The sequence below is a fragment of the Mycobacterium sp. NGS27 genome (assembly GCF_059813005.1).
In genome coordinates, this window is the sequence record NZ_JCALDT010000001.1 from 584,140 (window position 1) to 600,464 (window position 16,325).

At 71.5% G+C, this 16,325-nt stretch carries 12 protein-coding genes; all 12 read left to right on the plus strand.

Annotation, left to right across the window (positions count from 1 at the left end):
- Positions 1-99: 99 nt before the first annotated feature.
- The 12 genes from mraZ (at position 100) to AC5Y30_RS02520 (ending at position 16,248) form a co-directional block, all read left to right on the plus strand.
- Positions 100-531, plus strand: coding sequence for a division/cell wall cluster transcriptional repressor MraZ (mraZ, locus tag AC5Y30_RS02465; RefSeq protein ID WP_067352892.1), 432 nt, complete (start codon positions 100-102; stop codon positions 529-531).
- The gene (gene rsmH / locus AC5Y30_RS02470) at positions 506-1,696 is read left to right on the plus strand and encodes a 16S rRNA (cytosine(1402)-N(4))-methyltransferase RsmH (RefSeq protein ID WP_499915995.1); all 1,191 of its coding nucleotides are present in this window, start codon (positions 506-508) and stop codon (positions 1,694-1,696) included. The genes mraZ and rsmH overlap by 26 nt, the downstream gene beginning before the upstream one ends.
- A complete protein-coding gene (gene ftsL, locus AC5Y30_RS02475; protein WP_499915997.1) occupies positions 1,693-2,970 on the plus strand; it encodes a cell division protein FtsL in 1,278 nt (425 codons plus the stop codon). Before rsmH ends, ftsL begins: the two co-directional genes overlap by 4 nt.
- Positions 2,967-5,027: a peptidoglycan D,D-transpeptidase FtsI family protein gene (locus AC5Y30_RS02480; RefSeq protein WP_499915999.1), complete on the plus strand. Its 2,061-nt coding sequence runs from the start codon at positions 2,967-2,969 to the stop codon at positions 5,025-5,027. The genes ftsL and AC5Y30_RS02480 overlap by 4 nt, the downstream gene beginning before the upstream one ends.
- A gap of 165 nt (positions 5,028-5,192) precedes the next feature.
- Positions 5,193-6,737, plus strand: a complete 1,545-nt coding sequence (locus AC5Y30_RS02485; protein WP_499916745.1) for a UDP-N-acetylmuramoyl-L-alanyl-D-glutamate--2,6-diaminopimelate ligase — start codon at positions 5,193-5,195, stop codon at positions 6,735-6,737.
- Positions 6,734-8,350, plus strand: coding sequence for a UDP-N-acetylmuramoyl-tripeptide--D-alanyl-D-alanine ligase (locus AC5Y30_RS02490; RefSeq protein ID WP_499916001.1), 1,617 nt, complete (start codon positions 6,734-6,736; stop codon positions 8,348-8,350). Before AC5Y30_RS02485 ends, AC5Y30_RS02490 begins: the two co-directional genes overlap by 4 nt.
- Positions 8,347-9,426 carry a phospho-N-acetylmuramoyl-pentapeptide-transferase gene (gene mraY / locus AC5Y30_RS02495; protein ID WP_499916003.1) on the plus strand — a complete coding sequence of 360 codons (1,080 nt, stop codon included), beginning with the start codon at positions 8,347-8,349 and terminating at the stop codon, positions 9,424-9,426. Before AC5Y30_RS02490 ends, mraY begins: the two co-directional genes overlap by 4 nt.
- On the plus strand, positions 9,426-10,895 hold the full coding sequence (murD, locus tag AC5Y30_RS02500; RefSeq protein ID WP_499916005.1) for a UDP-N-acetylmuramoyl-L-alanine--D-glutamate ligase: 1,470 nt from the start codon (positions 9,426-9,428) through the stop codon (positions 10,893-10,895). The genes mraY and murD overlap by 1 nt, the downstream gene beginning before the upstream one ends.
- A gap of 7 nt (positions 10,896-10,902) precedes the next feature.
- Positions 10,903-12,576 carry a putative lipid II flippase FtsW gene (gene ftsW / locus AC5Y30_RS02505; RefSeq protein ID WP_499916007.1) on the plus strand — a complete coding sequence of 558 codons (1,674 nt, stop codon included), beginning with the start codon at positions 10,903-10,905 and terminating at the stop codon, positions 12,574-12,576.
- Positions 12,573-13,808, plus strand: coding sequence for an undecaprenyldiphospho-muramoylpentapeptide beta-N-acetylglucosaminyltransferase (gene murG, locus AC5Y30_RS02510; RefSeq protein ID WP_499916009.1), 1,236 nt, complete (start codon positions 12,573-12,575; stop codon positions 13,806-13,808). The genes ftsW and murG overlap by 4 nt, the downstream gene beginning before the upstream one ends.
- Positions 13,805-15,274, plus strand: a complete 1,470-nt coding sequence (gene murC, locus AC5Y30_RS02515; RefSeq protein ID WP_499916011.1) for a UDP-N-acetylmuramate--L-alanine ligase — start codon at positions 13,805-13,807, stop codon at positions 15,272-15,274. Before murG ends, murC begins: the two co-directional genes overlap by 4 nt.
- Positions 15,271-16,248 (plus strand): cell division protein FtsQ/DivIB, encoded by a 978-nt coding sequence (locus AC5Y30_RS02520; protein WP_499916013.1) that lies wholly within the window; start codon positions 15,271-15,273, stop codon positions 16,246-16,248. Before murC ends, AC5Y30_RS02520 begins: the two co-directional genes overlap by 4 nt.
- Positions 16,249-16,325: the final 77 nt, after the last annotated feature.

A 16,325-nucleotide genomic window follows, 5' to 3' on the forward strand; every position in this document is an offset into this window, starting at 1 on the left:
CGGAAACGCCACGACGACGCCTCAAGAATGGGGCAGAGTGGGGGATTGTGGGGTATGGTGGCTGCAGCGTTTGGGTGACCCCAAAGGGGAGGTGAGCTGGTGTTTCTCGGCACCTACACGCCCAAACTCGACGACAAGGGGCGGCTGACGCTGCCCGCCAAGTTTCGCGACGCGCTGGCAGGGGGGTTGATGGTCACCAAGAGTCAGGACCACAGCCTCGCCGTCTATCCGCGGGCGGAATTCGAGCAATTGGCCCGCCGCGCGAGCAAGGCCTCGCGGAGCAACCCCGAGGCCCGGGCGTTCCTCCGCAACCTCGCGGCAGGCACCGACGAGCAGCATCCCGACGCGCAGGGCCGGATCACGTTGTCGGCCGATCACCGGCGCTACGCGAACCTTTCGAAGGACTGCGTGGTCATCGGCGCGATCGACAACCTCGAGATCTGGGATGCCCAGGCCTGGCAGGACTACCAGCAGACCCACGAAGAGAACTTCTCCGCGGCCAGCGATGAAGCACTCGGCGACATCATCTGAGGCGCATGCCCGTGCAACGTGGCCTCTGCCCGAACCGACCCTGGCGTACTTCCCCAACGCCAGGTTCGCGACTTCGGTCAGAGACCTCGATGCAGGGGCCGCCCGCCTTCCCGAGCACCCGTGCCGGCAGATCCGTGGAGGCGTTGCGGTGGCAGAGAATTCGAGTTCCGACGACCACGGGCATGTCCCCGTCCTGCTGGATCGCTGCGTCGAACTGCTCACCCCCGCGCTGACCCGTCACCGCCCCGACGGGTCTGGGGCGACGCTGCTCGACGCCACCCTCGGCGCAGGAGGGCATGCGGAACGATTCCTCACCGACCTGCCGGGGCTGCGGCTGATCGGACTCGACCGCGACCCCAGCGCGCTGGGCATCGCCCGGGCCCGGCTGGCGCGCTTCGCCGACCGAGTCACGCCGGTGCACGCGCGCTACGACGGGATCGCCACGGCGCTGGACGAGTCCGGTTATGCGGCAACCGAATCCGTGGATGGAATGCTATTCGACCTCGGGGTGTCGTCCATGCAGCTGGATCGCGCGGAGCGGGGCTTCGCCTACGCCCAGGACGCGCCGCTGGACATGCGGATGGACCCCTCGTCGCCGCTGACCGCGGCCGACATCGTCAACACCTACGACGAGGCGGAGCTGGCGAACATTCTGCACCGCTACGGCGAAGAGCGGTTCGCACGCCGCATCGCCGCGCACATCGTGCGCCGGCGTTCCCGTCAGCCGTTCACGTCGACGTCGGACCTGGTGGCCCTGCTGTACGAAGCGATTCCGGCCGCCGCCCGGCGCACCGGCGGACATCCGGCCAAGCGCACCTTCCAGGCGCTGCGGGTCGCGGTCAACGACGAACTGGACACCCTGCGCCGCGCCCTCCCTGCCGCCCTGGACGCGCTGGACGTCGGCGGTCGCATCGTGGTGCTGGCCTACCAGTCGCTGGAGGACCGGATCGTCAAGCGGCACTTCGCCCAGGCGGTCGCGTCGCGCACCCCGGTGGACCTGCCGGTCGAGCTTCCCGGCCATGAGCCGCGCTTCCGGTCTTTGACGCACGGCGCCGAACGCGCCGACGCCGCCGAGGTCGAACGCAATCCACGCAGTGCCGCAGTGCGGTTGCGGGCTCTGCACCGAACGAAGTCAGGGCAGGTTAGCGGGAAAGGCGAGGCATGAGAGCGGAACGCGAGACGTCGAAACGGCGCGGTGGCAGCGACCGTCGGGGCGCACGCGACGGTTCTGCCCGGCGCAGCACTCGTCCCGCAGCCGAATCGGGATCGGCGCGGCGCACCCGCAGCGGCCGGAGCTCGGCGCCCGCCCGCGAAACGCGCGCGCCCAAGTCCGGACCGCAGACCAGCCCGATGGCAAGGCCCGTCGACCGCCAGGCCCGCCCCAAGAGCACCAGCCAGGCCAAGGCGCGGGCAAAGGCGCGGAAAGCCAAGGCGCCCAAGGTGGTTCGTCCCCGCCTGACCGAACGGTTGGCCGCCCGGCTGGCGTCGATCGACCTGCGGCCGCGGACGTTGGCCAGCAAGGTTCCGTTCGTCGTCCTGATCATCGGTGCGCTGGGCATCGGCCTCGGGCTCACGCTGTGGCTGTCCACCGACTCCGCCGAGCGCTCCTACAAGTTGAGCCACGCCCGGGAGCGGACCCGGTTGCTGCAGCAGCAGAAGGAAGCGCTCGAGCGCGACGTACGCGAGGCGGAGGCCGCCCCGGCGCTGGCGGAGGCGGCCCGCAAGCAGGGCATGATCCCGAGCAGGGACACAGCGCACCTGGTCCAGGACCCGTCCGGGAACTGGGTGGTGGTCGGCACACCCAAGCCGGCCGACGGCGTTCCGCCGCCGCCGCTGAACAGCAAGCTTCCCGACGAAATGCCGCAACCCCCCAAGCCGCCGGCCGCGCCCCCGGAGGTCTCGACTCTGGTCGGGCCGGCCCCCGGTGGCCCCGCCCCGGCCAGGTCCGGGCCCGAAGCGCTGCTGCGCGCCCCCGACGGCGCGTCGACGGTGGGCGGGCAGCACCTGGGGCCTGTGGTGCCCCCAGCGCCCGGCGCGCCTGCCGCCCCCGGGCTGCCGGTGCCGGGTACGCTGCCCGGCATGCCAGGCGGACCGGCGACGGGTGCACTGCCCGGCCTGCCCGCTGCACCGGCGACCGGCCCGGTCACCGGACGCGCTCCCGGCGCGCTGCCGGGGTTGCCGACTCCGGGATTGCCCACGCCGGGGTTGCCCACGCCGGGCGGACCCGCGACTCCGCCAGCCCCGGCCGAGGTACCGATTCCCTTGGGCGGGCTGCCGATTCCGGCTCCGGGGCAGACGCCCGCGCCGTTGCCCGCCGAGATCCCGGTCCCGTTGCAGCTGGGCCGTCCGGCGGCGCCGGCTCAACCGGTGGCCCCGACCGGGCCGGCTAACGGCCTGCCCGGCGCCGCGGTCGTCGCGCCGCCAGGTGGGCCCAGGTGAGCCGCGGTGACTCCCCGCGGGCACGACGGTCGCAGTCCGCACGGCCGACACGTGGTCCCCGTAAGGACGTGCAGGCCAAGGGCGTACGGCAACCGAAGCGGCGCGTGAAGCCGCAGAAAACGGACGTTCGCGAGCCGAAGCGGTTCCGGAAGGCCAAGCAAGCCAAAGCCGCCGGGGCGGCACAACGGTCCGAGGCGGCGGCCGGGCACTCGGCGCGGCAGCGCCGCACCCGCCAGATCGTGGAATTGACCAGCCGCGGCGGGTCGTTCGTCTTCCGGCATCGCGCGGGCAACGTGGTCATCCTGGTGTTGATGCTGATGGCCGCCGCCCAATTGTTCGTCCTGCAGGTGACCAACGCGTCGTCGCTGCGCGCCCAGGCCGCCGGTCAGCTCAAGGTCACCGACGTGGAAAAAGCGGTGCGCGGCAGCATCATCGACCGCCAAAAGGACCAGCTTGCTTTCACCATCGAGTCGCGGGCGCTGACGTTTCAGCCGAAACGGATCCGCAAGCAACTAGAGGAAGCCAGGGCCAAGAACTCGACGGCCCCGGATCCGCAGCAGCGGTTGCGCGATATCGCCAAAGAGGTGTCCAGCCGGCTGGGCAACAAACCGGACTCGGCGACCGTTTTGAAGAAGCTGCAAACCGACGACAACTTCGTTTATCTGGCGCGCGCCGTCGATCCCGCTGTCGCCAGCGCGATCTCGGACAAGTATCCCGAGGTCGGTTCCGAACGCCAGGATCTGCGCCAGTATCCGGGCGGATCGCTGGCGGCCAACATCGTCGGCGGCATCGACTGGGACGGTCACGGCCTGCTGGGTCTGGAAGAGGCGATGGATTCGGTGTTGTCCGGCACCGACGGCTCGGTCACCTACGACCGCGGCTCCGACGGTGTGGTCATCCCGGGCAGCTACCGCAATCGGCACCGGGCGGTCAACGGCTCGATGGTCCAGCTGACCCTCGACGACGACATCCAGTTCTACGTGCAGCAGCAGGTGCAGCAGGCCAAGAATGTGTCTGGCGCGCATAATGTTTCGGCCGTCGTGCTCGACGCCAAGACCGGTGAAGTGCTGGCCATGGCCAACGACAACACCTTTGACCCCTCCCAGGACATCGGGCGTCAGGGCGATAGACAGCTGGGCAACCTGGCGGTGTCCTCGCCGTTCGAGCCCGGCTCGGTGAACAAGGTGATCACCGCGTCGTCGGTCATCGAGTACGGGCTGACCAATCCCGACGAGGTGTTGCAGGTTCCCGGCACCATCCAGATGGGCGGGGTGTCCATCCACGACGCGTGGGAGCACGGAGTGATGCCGTACACCACCACCGGCGTGTTCGGAAAGTCCTCCAACGTCGGCACTTTGATGCTCGCGCAGCGCGTCGGGCCGGAGCGCTTCTACGACATGGTCCGCAAGTTCGGTCTGGGGCAACGCACCAACGTCGGCCTGCCGGGTGAAAGCGCCGGACTGGTGCCCCCGATCGACCAATGGTCGGGTAGCACCTTCGCGAACCTGCCCATCGGGCAAGGTCTTTCGATGACGCTGTTGCAGATGACCGGGATGTACCAGACGATCGCGAACGACGGCCTGCGGATACCGCCGCGGATCATCAAGGCCACCATCGCCCCCGACGGCACGCGCACCGAAGAGCCGCGCCCGGAAGGCGTGCGAGTGGTGTCGCCGCAGACGGCGCAGACCGTGCGCAACATGCTGCGTGCCGTCGTGCAAAAGGACCCGATGGGTTACCAGCAGGGCACCGGGGCCGCGGGAGCGGTGACGGGCTATCAGATGGCCGGCAAGACGGGCACCGCGCAACAGATCAACCCGGCCTGCGGCTGCTACTTCGACAACGTCTACTGGATCACGTTCGCCGGAATGGCCACCGTCGACAACCCCAGGTATGTCATCGGCATCATGATGGACAACCCGGAGCGCAACGCCGACGGCACGCCGGGCCACTCGGCGGCCCCGCTGTTCCACAACATCGCCGGCTGGCTCATGCAGCGCGAGAACGTGCCGCTGTCGCCCGATCCAGGCCCGCCGCTGACGTTGCAGGCCACCTAGCGGGTCGGCGCCGTACAGCCGCGCGGCGATCGCCGACGCGCAGCCGCCCCGACTGCTCCGTCGGCGCGCGGATCGGCTCATGGCCGGTTGCGGCTAGGTAGGGTGTCATGGCCGATCATGAGGACGACGCGGCGTCGGAGGGAGGTGTGAGCACAAGTGGTGCCGATGCCCACTGGGTTACGCCCCAGCGCCGCCGCAGGCGTGCGGCTGCCCGCGCTCGCCGGCCAGGTCGGCGCCGTGTTGGCCGATCACCCAGGTCAGGGCGCCGCCGTGCCCGACGTGACCATCACCGGGGTGACGCTGCGCGCCCAGGACGTGCTGCCCGGCGACCTGTTCGCCGCGCTGCCCGGTCGGGCGACCCACGGGGCCCGCTATGCCGCCGACGCGGTCGAACGCGGCGCCGTCGCCGTGCTCACCGATCCCGCCGGGGTCGCAGAGATGACCGCGCCGGCCGTCCCGACGCTGGTGCACCCCGATCCCCGCGGCGTGCTCGGCGGCCTGGCGGCCACGGTGTACGGGAATCCGTCCGACCGGGTGGCCGTCATCGGCATCACCGGCACGTCGGGCAAGACCACCACCACTTATCTCGTCGAGTCCGGTCTGCGTGCCGCCGGCCGTACCGCCGGGCTGATCGGGACCATCGGGATCCGCATCGACGGCGCCGACGTCCCCAGCGCGCTGACCACTCCGGAGGCCCCCGCGCTGCAGGCCATGCTGGCCGCCATGGCCGAACGGGGTGTGGACACCGTCGTCATGGAGGTCTCCAGCCATGCGCTGGCGTTGGGCCGCGTGGACGGAACAGGTTTCGCGGCGGGCGGTTTCACCAACCTGTCCCGCGATCACCTCGACTTCCATCCGACCATGGAGGACTACTTCAACACCAAAGCCCTGCTGTTCGAACCGGATTCGCCGCTGCGGGCGCGCCGCGTCGTGGTGTGCGTCGACGACGAGGCCGGGCGGGCCATGGCGGCCCGGGCCGGCGACGCGATCACCGTCAGCGCCGAGGGGCAAGCCGCGCATTGGCGGGCCCTCGACGTGGCCCCGATGGGCGCCGGGGGACAACAGTTCACCGTGGTCGATCCCGCCGGCGCCCGGCATCGGGTCGCAGTCCCGCTACCCGGCCACTACAACGTCGCCAATTGCCTTGTGGCGCTGGCCCTTCTGGACGTGGTTGGGGTGTCGCCGGAGGAGGCGGCCGCGGGGCTGCGGCAGACCCGCGTGCCGGGGCGGATGGAACAGATCGACGCCGGCCAGGACTTCCTGGCGCTGGTGGACTACGCCCACAAGCCGGGCGCCTTGCGTGCGGTGCTGACCACGCTGAAGCGGCCGGGCCGCCGCCTGGCGGTGGTGTTCGGCGCCGGCGGCGAACGCGATCCGGGCAAACGGGCGCCGATGGGCGCCACGGCGGCCGAGCTGGCCGACCTGGTCGTCGTCACCGATGACAATCCGCGCGGTGAAGACCCGGCCTCGATCCGCCGCGAGATCCTGGCCGGTGCGATCGAAAGTGGTTGTGCGGCAGAGGTTGTCGAGGTCGCCGACCGCCGCGACGCGATCAGGCACGCGGTCGCCTGGGCGGGTCCCGGCGACGTGGTGCTGATCGCCGGCAAGGGTCACGAGACCGGGCAAAGCGCCGGCGGACACACCCGCCCCTTCGACGACCGGGTGGAACTGGCCGAGGCCTTGCGTGACCTCGACGGGGTGCAGCGGTGATCGACCTGACCGTCGCCCAGATCGCCGACATCGTCGGCGGCACTTTGTCCGGTATCTCGCCGCAGGATGCCGCGCAGCGGCACGTCACCGCGACGGTGGAATTCGACTCGCGCGCCGTCAAGCCGGGCGGGCTGTTCCTGGCGCTGCCGGGAGCGCGGTCCGACGGGCACGACTTCGCCGACGCGGCTGTCGCCGCCGGCGCGGTGGCCGTCCTGGCGGCGCGGCCGGTCGGGGTTCCGGCCATCGTGGTGCCCCCGCAACCGCCGGATGCGCACCCGGATCGCGGGCCGGCCGGGGTGCTCGAGCACGACGCCGACGGGTCCGGCGCGGCGGTGCTGGGCGCGCTGGCCAGGCTGGCCCGGGTGGTCGCCGCCGAACTGGTGGCCGGGGGGCTGACGATCGTCGGCATCACCGGATCATCGGGAAAGACCTCGACCAAGGACCTGGTCGCCGCCGTCCTGGCGCCGCTCGGTGAGGTGGTGGCCCCGCCCGGGTCGTTCAACAACGAGCTGGGGCACCCGTGGACGGTGCTGCGCGCGACGGCCGACACCGACTACCTGGTCCTGGAGATGTCGGCCCGCCATCCCGGAAACATCGCCGCGCTCGCCGAAATCGCCACACCGTCCATCGGGGTGGTCCTCAACGTCGGCACCGCGCACCTCGGCGAGTTCGGCTCGCGCGAAGCCATCGCCCGGACGAAATCCGAACTGCCGCAGTCTGTTCCGGCCTCCGGCGTGGTGATCCTGAACGCCGACGATCCGGCCGTGGCGGCCATGGCGAACGTGACCGCGGCCCGGGTGGTCCGGGTCAGCCGCGACGAGCGCACCGGCGCGGGCCCCAGCGACCTGTGGGCCGGTGCGGTTTCCCTGGACGAGCTGGCCCGGCCGCGGTTCACGCTGCACCGGCGCGATGCGTCCGGGGTGACGCAGGTGCCGGTGCAACTCGGCGTCTACGGCGATCACCAGGTGGGCAACGCGCTGTGCGCGGCCGCGGTGGCGCTGGAATGCGGCGCCGACCTGCAGCAGGTGGCCGCCGCACTCGCCGGCACTGGCCCGGTGTCGCGGCACCGCATGCAGGTCACCACCCGCGCCGACGGGGTCACCGTGATCGACGATGCCTACAACGCGAACCCCGATTCCATGCGGGCCGGGCTGCAGGCGCTGGCCTGGATCGCCCACGGCGGCGGCGAAGGCGGCGGGCAGAACCCCGCCGAAAAGCGCAGGAGCTGGGCGGTGCTCGGCGAGATGGCCGAGCTCGGTGAGGACGCCATAGTCGAGCACGATCGCATCGGCCGGCTCGCCGTGCGCTTAGATGTGTCTCGACTCGTTGTCGTGGGAAGTGGGAGGTCGATGAGCGCCATGCACCACGGAGCGGTCATGGAGGGTTCCTGGGGCGCGGGTGACCAAGGGGCCGTCAACGTCGCCGACAGCGACGCCGCCCTGGCGTTACTGCGGGCCGAGGTGCAACCCGGTGACGTCGTCCTGGTCAAGGCGTCGAACTCGGCGGGGCTCGGTGCGCTGGCCGACGCCCTGGCAGCCGGTGACGATCGCGAGGGCGGCGAAGCCGGGCGAAGCGGGTCGTCACCATCAAAAGAGGGCGGGACGCGCGCATGAGGCAGATCCTCATCGCCGTCGCCGTCGCGCTGACGGTCTCGATCCTGCTGACCCCGGCGCTGATCCGGCTGTTCACCCGGCAGGGATTCGGCCACCACACTCGCGAGGACGGCCCGCCGACCCACCACGCCAAACGGGGCACGCCGTCGATGGGCGGCGTGGCCATCCTGGCCGGCATCTGGGCGGGCTACCTGGGCACGCACCTGGCTGGGATGGCCTTCGACGGGGAAGGCGTCACCGTGTCGGGCCTGTTGGTGCTGGGCCTGGCCACCGTGCTCGGCGGCGTCGGATTCCTCGACGACCTGATCAAGATCCGCAGGTCGCGCAACCTCGGTTTGAACAAGACGGCCAAGACCATCGGACAGGTCGCCGCCGCGGTCCTGTTCGGGGTGCTGGCGCTGCAGTTCCACAACAGCACCGGCCTGACACCGGCCAGCGCGGATCTGTCCTACGTGCGCGAGATCGCCACCGTCACACTGGCCCCGGGCCTGTTCGTGTTGTTCTGCGTGATCGTCGTGAGCGCCTGGTCCAACGCGGTCAACTTCACCGACGGCCTGGACGGCCTGGCCGCCGGGAGCATGGCGATGGTCACCGCCGCCTACGTGCTGATCACGTTCTGGCAGTACCGCAACGCCTGCGTGACCGCCCCCGGGCTGGGCTGCTACAACGTGCGCGATCCGCTGGACCTGGCGCTGGTCGCCGCCGCCACCGCCGGCGCCTGCATCGGCTTCCTGTGGTGGAACGCGGCACCCGCGAAAATCTTCATGGGTGACACCGGATCCCTGGCGCTGGGCGGCATCATCGCTGGCCTCTCCGTCACCAGCCGCACCGAGATCCTCGCCGTCGTGCTGGGCTCGCTGTTCGTGGCCGAGGTCAGCTCGGTTGTGTTGCAGATCCTGACGTTTCGCACCACCGGGCGCCGGGTGTTCCGGATGGCCCCCTTTCATCATCATTTCGAGTTGGCCGGCTGGGCCGAGACCACGGTCATCATCCGCTTCTGGCTGCTCACCGCGATCGCGTGCGGCCTGGGCGTCGCCCTTTTCTACGGTGAGTGGCTGGGCGCGATCGGTGCCTGATGAGCGGTCTTGAGGCCCCGCTGGAACCCCTGGCGCCCGGCGCGCCGGTGCTGGTGGCCGGCGGCGGCGTGACGGGCAAGGCGGTGCTGGCGGCGCTGAGCCGATTCGGGGCGGCACCGACGCTGTGCGACGACGACCCGGCCAGGTTGCGGGACTACGCCGACGCGGGAGCGGCGACCGCGTCCACGTCGACGGCCATCGAGCAGATCTCCCGCTACGCCCTGGTGGTCACCAGTCCCGGCTTCGCGCCGACCACGCCGCTGCTGGTCGCCGCGGCGGCGGCCGGGGTGCCGATCTGGGGCGACGTGGAGCTGGCCTGGCGGCTCGACGCCGCGGGCCAGTGCGGACCGCCGCGGCGCTGGCTGGTGGTCACCGGGACGAACGGCAAGACGACCACCACGTCGATGCTGCACGCCATGCTGATCGCCGGCGGCCGTCGCAGCCTGCTGTGCGGCAACATCGGCGACCCGGTGCTCGACGTCCTGGAGCAACCCGCCGAGCTGCTGGCCGTCGAGCTATCCAGCTTCCAATTGCATTGGGCGCCTTCGCTGAAGCCCGAGGCCGGTGTGGTGCTCAACATCGCCGAAGACCACCTGGACTGGCACGGCGGCATGGCCGCCTACGCCGCGGCGAAGGCGCGGGTGCTCGACGGCCGGGTGGCGGTGGTGGGCCTGGACGATGCCCGGGCGGCGGCGCTGCTGGACACCGCCCGGGCGCCGGTGCGGGTCGGCTTCCGGCTGGGCGAACCGGCGGCGGGGGAGCTCGGCGTGCGCGACGGCCACCTGGTTGACCGCGCCTTCGCCGACGACCTGGCCCTGCTGCCGGTCGAGTCCATCCCGGTTCCGGGCCCGGTCGGGGTGCTCGACGCGCTGGCCGCCGCGGCGCTGGCGCGCTGCGTCGGCGTGCCGCCCGAGGCGATTGCGGACGCGATCGCCTCCTTCCGGGTGGGCCGGCACCGGGCCGAAGTCGTGGCCGCCGCGGACGGCATCACCTACGTCGACGACTCCAAGGCCACCAACCCACACGCCGCCGAGGCGTCCGTGCTGGCCTACCCCCGGGTCGTCTGGATCGCCGGCGGCCTGCTCAAGGGCGCATCGGTCGACGCCGAGGTCGCCAGGATGGCGTCCCGGCTGGTCGGGGCGGTGCTGATCGGCCGAGATCGGCGCGAGGTTGCCGAGGCGTTATCGCGACACGCGCCGGATGTCCCCGTCCTGCAGGTTGTGACAGGCGAGGATGCTGGTATGGATGCGACTGCTGTGGTTCTTGGGGCAGATGTGACAGAAGTGCAACTATCAGGCGGCGATCGGGCCTCAGCGGTGATGAACGCGGCAGTGGCCGCGGCGCGCACCCTGGCGAAGCCCGGCGACACCGTCCTGCTCGCACCGGCGGGCGCGTCGTTCGACCAATTCTCGGGTTACGCCCACCGTGGCGACGCATTCGCGGCCGCCGTGCGCGCGGCGCTGCGGTAGGACGGGCGTGGGCAACGCACTGACCCGGCTACGGCGCCGGGGTAAAAACACCACCGGCACGGCCGCGCTCGAGCCAGCCGACGACGACGCCACGGACGGCGCCACGGAAGCCAAGGCCGAGACAAAGGCCGACAAGCCGCAGAAGGCCGAGCAGAAGCCCGACAAGGCCGCGGCCAAGGAGGGCGGCTCGCACAGCCGGTTCGGCGCCTGGCTGGGCCGGCCCATGACGTCGTTTCACCTGATCATCGCGGTGGCAGCGTTGCTGACGACGCTAGGGCTGATCATGGTGCTGTCGGCGTCGGGCGTGCGGTCCTACGACGCCGACGGGTCCGCCTGGGTGATCTTCGGCAAGCAGGTGCTGTGGACCGTGATCGGCCTCATCGCCTGCTACGCCTCGTTGCGGATGTCGGTGCGGTTCATCCGCCGGGTCGCGTTCACCGGCTACGTCGTCACGGTCATCCTGCTGGTGCTGGTGCTCGTTCCCGGAATCGGCAACCTGGCCAACGGATCCCGTAAGTGGTTCGTGGTCGCGGGCTTTTCGATGCAGCCGTCCGAGCTGGCCAAGATCGCCTTCGCGATCTGGGGTGCCCACATGCTGGCCGCCCGTCGCCTGGATCGGGCCAGCCTGCGCGAACTGCTGATCCCGCTGGTGCCGGCCGCCGTGATCGCGCTGGCCCTGATCGTGGCGCAGCCCGACCTCGGGCAGACGGTGTCGCTGGGCATCATCCTGCTGGCCCTGCTGTGGTACGCGGGCCTGCCGCTGCGCGTCTTCGTCACCTCGCTGATGGCCGTTTTCGTGGCCGGCGCGGTGCTGGCCATGTCGGCCGGGTACCGGTCGGAACGGGTGCGGTCCTGGATCAACCCCGAGAACGACCCGCAGGACACCGGCTACCAGGCCCGACAGGCCAAATTCGCGCTGGCGCACGGCGGCATCTTCGGCGATGGCCTGGGTCAGGGCGTGGCCAAATGGAACTACCTGCCCAACGCCCACAACGACTTCATCTTCGCGATCATCGGCGAGGAGCTCGGTTTCATCGGCGCGTTCGCGCTGCTGGTGCTGTTCGGGCTGTTCGCGTACACGGGAATGCGGATCGCCCGTCGCTCGGCCGACCCGTTCCTGCGCCTGCTGACCGCCACCACGACCATGTGGGTGCTGGGCCAGGCGTTCATCAACATCGGCTACGTGATCGGCATCCTCCCGGTCACCGGTATTCAGCTGCCACTCATCTCCGCAGGTGGAACCTCCACCGCCGCAACGCTTTTCATGATCGGCATCATGGCCAACGCGGCGCGTCACGAACCCGAGGCGGTGGCCGCGCTGCGCGCCGGGCGCGACGACAAGATGACCCGGATACTGCGGCTGCCGCTGCCCGAGCCCTACTCGCCGACGCGCCTGGAGTCGGTCCGCGATCGCAAGCGCGCCCGCCCGAAGTCGGCCGAGCCGTCGCGCAAGGCCGCGGGCGCGCCCGGGCGCAAAGCTCCACGCAAGGCCTCCCGCACGGCCGACGAGCCGCTGCGACCGGCGTCATCGCGGACGGCCGGCCGGCCGGCTCGACAGACTGGGGGCAACTCTCGATCACGGGCGAGGCATCATGGATCTGGCCAACGCCGCGTCAGTCAGGCGGCCGGCCAGCGTCAGCCACGACGCGCTCGCGCACTGGAAGGTCAGCGTTACGGGTGAACGACACGGTCAACAAGCCGACCGGCGGGCTGGGGGGAAACCCTTTGCCCGCCGGTGCCGCGTTGTCCTCTTTTAGGCCTCTCAAGCCACTGTCGGTCGTGCTCGCCGGTGGTGGAACCGCCGGCCATGTCGAGCCGGCGATGGCCGTCGCCGATGCGCTGAGCGCCCTCGACCCGCAGGTCAGGATCACCGCGTTGGGCACCGCCCGGGGTCTGGAGACCCGGCTGGTGCCCGAGCGCGGCTATGCCCTCGAGCTGATCACGCCGGTGCCGCTGCCGCGCAAACCCAGCGGCGACCTGGCCCGGCTGCCCTCGCGGGTGTGGCGGGCCGTCCGCGAAACCCGTGCCGTGCTGCGGGCGGTCGACGCCGACGTGGTGATCGGCTTCGGTGGGTACGTGGCGCTGCCGGCCTATCTCGCCGCGCGCGGAGTCTCGTCGCGCAAGCCGCGGGTGCCGGTGGTGATCCACGAGGCCAACGCCAGCGCCGGGCTGGCCAACCGGGTCGGCGCCCGCACCGCCGCGCGGGTGCTGTCCGCGGTGGCCGATTGCGGGTTGCCGCGTGCCGAGGTGGTCGGGGTGCCGGTGCGCGAGGCCATCACCGCACTGGACCGCGCGGCGCTGCGCGACGAGGCGCGCCGCCACTTCGGTTTCGCCGACGACGCCCGGGTGTTGCTGGTGTTCGGTGGCTCGCAGGGCGCGGCCTCGCTGAACCGGGCGGTCTCCGGAGCGGCCGCCGAGCTGGCCGCCGCCGGCGTGGCCGTCTTGCACGCGCACGGCCCCAAGAACACGCTCGACCTGCGCGAGCCCCAGCCGGACGACCCGCCGTACGTGGCGGTTCCCTACCTTGACCGGATGGACCTCGCGTATTCGGCCGCCGACCTGGTGATCTGCCGGTCCGGTGCGATGACGGTCGCCGAGGTCTCGGCGGTGGGATTGCCGGCCATCTACGTGCCGCTGCCGATCGGCAACGGCGAGCAGCGGCTCAACGCCCTGCCGGTGGTCAACGCGGGCGGCGGCATGATCGTCGCCGACGCCGACCTGACCCCCGAGCTGGTGGCTCGCGAGGTGGCGGGGCTGGTTGGCGACCCGCCGCGGTTGGCGGCCATGACGGCCGCCGCCGCGCGAGTGGGGCATCCCGACGCGGCGCGCCGGGTCGCCCAGGCGGCACTCGACATCGCCCGCAAGGCCCAGCTGGGCCGCTCGAGCGGCCGGTGGACCGGGGGGACCCCGTGAGCACCGACCAGCTGCCGCCCGAGCTGCAGCGGGTGCACATGGTCGGCATCGGGGGAGCCGGCATGTCGGGCATCGCCCGCATCCTGCTCGACCGCGGCGGCCTGGTGTCCGGCTCGGATGCCAAGGAGTCGCGCGGCATTCACGCGCTACGCGCCCGGGGCGCGCTGATCAACATCGGGCACGACGCGGCCTCGCTCGACCTGTTGCCCGCTGGCGCCACCGCGGTCATCACGACGCACGCCGCCATCCCGAAGACCAACCCCGAGCTGGTCGAGGCCCGCCGGCGCGGCATCCCGGTGATCCTGCGGCCCGCCGTGCTGGCCAAGCTGATGAACGGGCGCACCACGCTGATGGTCACCGGCACCCATGGCAAGACCACGACGACCTCGATGCTGATCGTGGCGCTGCAGCACTGCGGGCGCGACCCGTCCTTCGCCGTCGGGGGCGAGATGGGGGAGGCCGGCACCAACGCCCACCACGGCAGCGGAGGCTGCTTCGTCGCGGAGGCCGACGAGAGCGACGGCTCGCTGCTGGAGTACACGCCGAACGTCGCCGTGGTCACCAACATCGAGACCGATCACCTGGACTTCTACGGCAGCGCCGACGCCTATGTCGCGGTGTTCGACGCCTTCGTGGAGCGGCTGGCGCCCGGCGGGGCGCTGGTGGTGTGCGTCGACGACCCCGGGGCGGCCGAGCTGGCACGGCGCACGGCCGAGCTGGGGATCCGGGTGTTGCGATACGGATCCGCGGGCTCCGGCGACGATGAACTGGCCGCGACGTTGATGTCGTGGCAGCAACAGGGCACCGAAGCCGTCGCGCAGATCCGGCTGGCCCCGGAACTGGACCCGGAGCAGCACCCGCGGGTGATGCGGTTGTCGGTGCCCGGCCGCCACATGGCGCTCAACGCGATGGGCGCGCTGCTGGCGGCGCTCGAGATCGGCGCCCCGATCGACGCCGTGCTGGACGGCCTGGCCGGCTTCGAGGGCGTGCGCCGCCGATTCGAACTGGTCGGTAGCGCGGCCTCGGTGCGGGTGTTCGACGACTACGCCCACCACCCCACGGAGATCGTCGCCACGCTGGCGGCGGTCCGCACCCTGCTCGAGCAGAGCGGCGACGGCCGCAGCATCGCGGTGTTCCAGCCCCATTTGTATTCGCGGACAAAGGCTTTCGCCGAGGAGTTCGGGCGAGCCCTGGACGCGGCGGACGAGGTCTTCGTCCTCGACGTGTACGGCGCCCGCGAACAGCCGCTGACCGGCGTCAGCGGGGCCAGCGTCGCCGAGCACGTCAGCGCGCCGGTGCGCTATCTGCAGCACTTCTCCGCGGCCGCCGAGCAGGTGGCGGCCGCCGCCGGCCCGGGCGACGTCATCGTCACGATGGGGGCCGGCGATGTGACGCTGCTGGGACCCGAGATCGTCACGGCGCTGCGGGTGCGGGCCAACCGCAGCGCCCCCGGGGCGTTGCGATGACGAGGCCGGACGACCCCGTCCCTGCCAACCCAGTCCCTGCCAACGCGGTCGGCGAACAGGCCGAAGCCCAGGCCGCCGGCGACGGCGCGGTCACCGAACCGCTCGGCACGAACGCCGGCGCGGACCGGCCCGACAGCGACGCCGGTGACGATCGCGAGGCCGAGGGGCCCCGCCGGCGCGCCCGCCGGGAGCGGGCCGAACGCCGCGCCGCCCAGGCCCGCGCCACCGCGATCGAAGAGGCGCGCCGCGAGGCGAAGCGCCGGGCCAGCGGGCGGCTGATCAACGAGCCCAAACCCGTTGCGCGGGGCGTTGTTCGGGGCCTGAAGATGCTGCTGGCCACCGTTGCGCTGGTGATCGTCGGCGTCGGGCTGGCGCTGATCCTGTATTTCACGCCCGCGATGGCGGCCCGCAACATCGTCGTCGTCGGCACCGGGGTGGTGACTCGGGAAGAGGTCCTGGATGCGGCGCGGGTGCGGATCGGAACGCCGCTGCTGCAGATCAACACCAGCCAGGTCGCCGACCGGGTGGCCGCGATCCGGCGAGTGGCCAGCGCGCGGGTGCAGCGCCAGTATCCGTCGGCGCTGCGGATCACCATCGTCGAGCGAGTTCCGGTGGCCGTCAAGGACTTTCCCGACGGACCGCATCTCTTCGATCGGGACGGGGTGGACTTCGCGACCGGGCCGCCGCCGCCGGCGCTGCCGTACCTCGACGTCGCCGACCCGGGGCCGAACGACCCGGCCACCAAGGCGGCGCTGCAGGTGTTGACCGCGTTGCGGCCCGAAATCGAGAGCCAGGTCGGCCACGTCGCCGCGCAGTCGGTGGCCTCGATCACGCTGACGCTGGGCGACGGCCGGGTGGTGATCTGGGGGACCACCGACCGCACCGACGAGAAGGCCGAGAAACTGGCCGCGCTGCTGACCCAGCCCGGCAAGGTCTACGACGTGTCCAGCCCCGACCTGCCGACGGTCAAGTAGCGACCTTCGTCACGTCGGCGCGCTCGACGCCGTGGGGACCAGCGCACGCGCCCGGGCGCGGCGGAAATTGCCCAAAA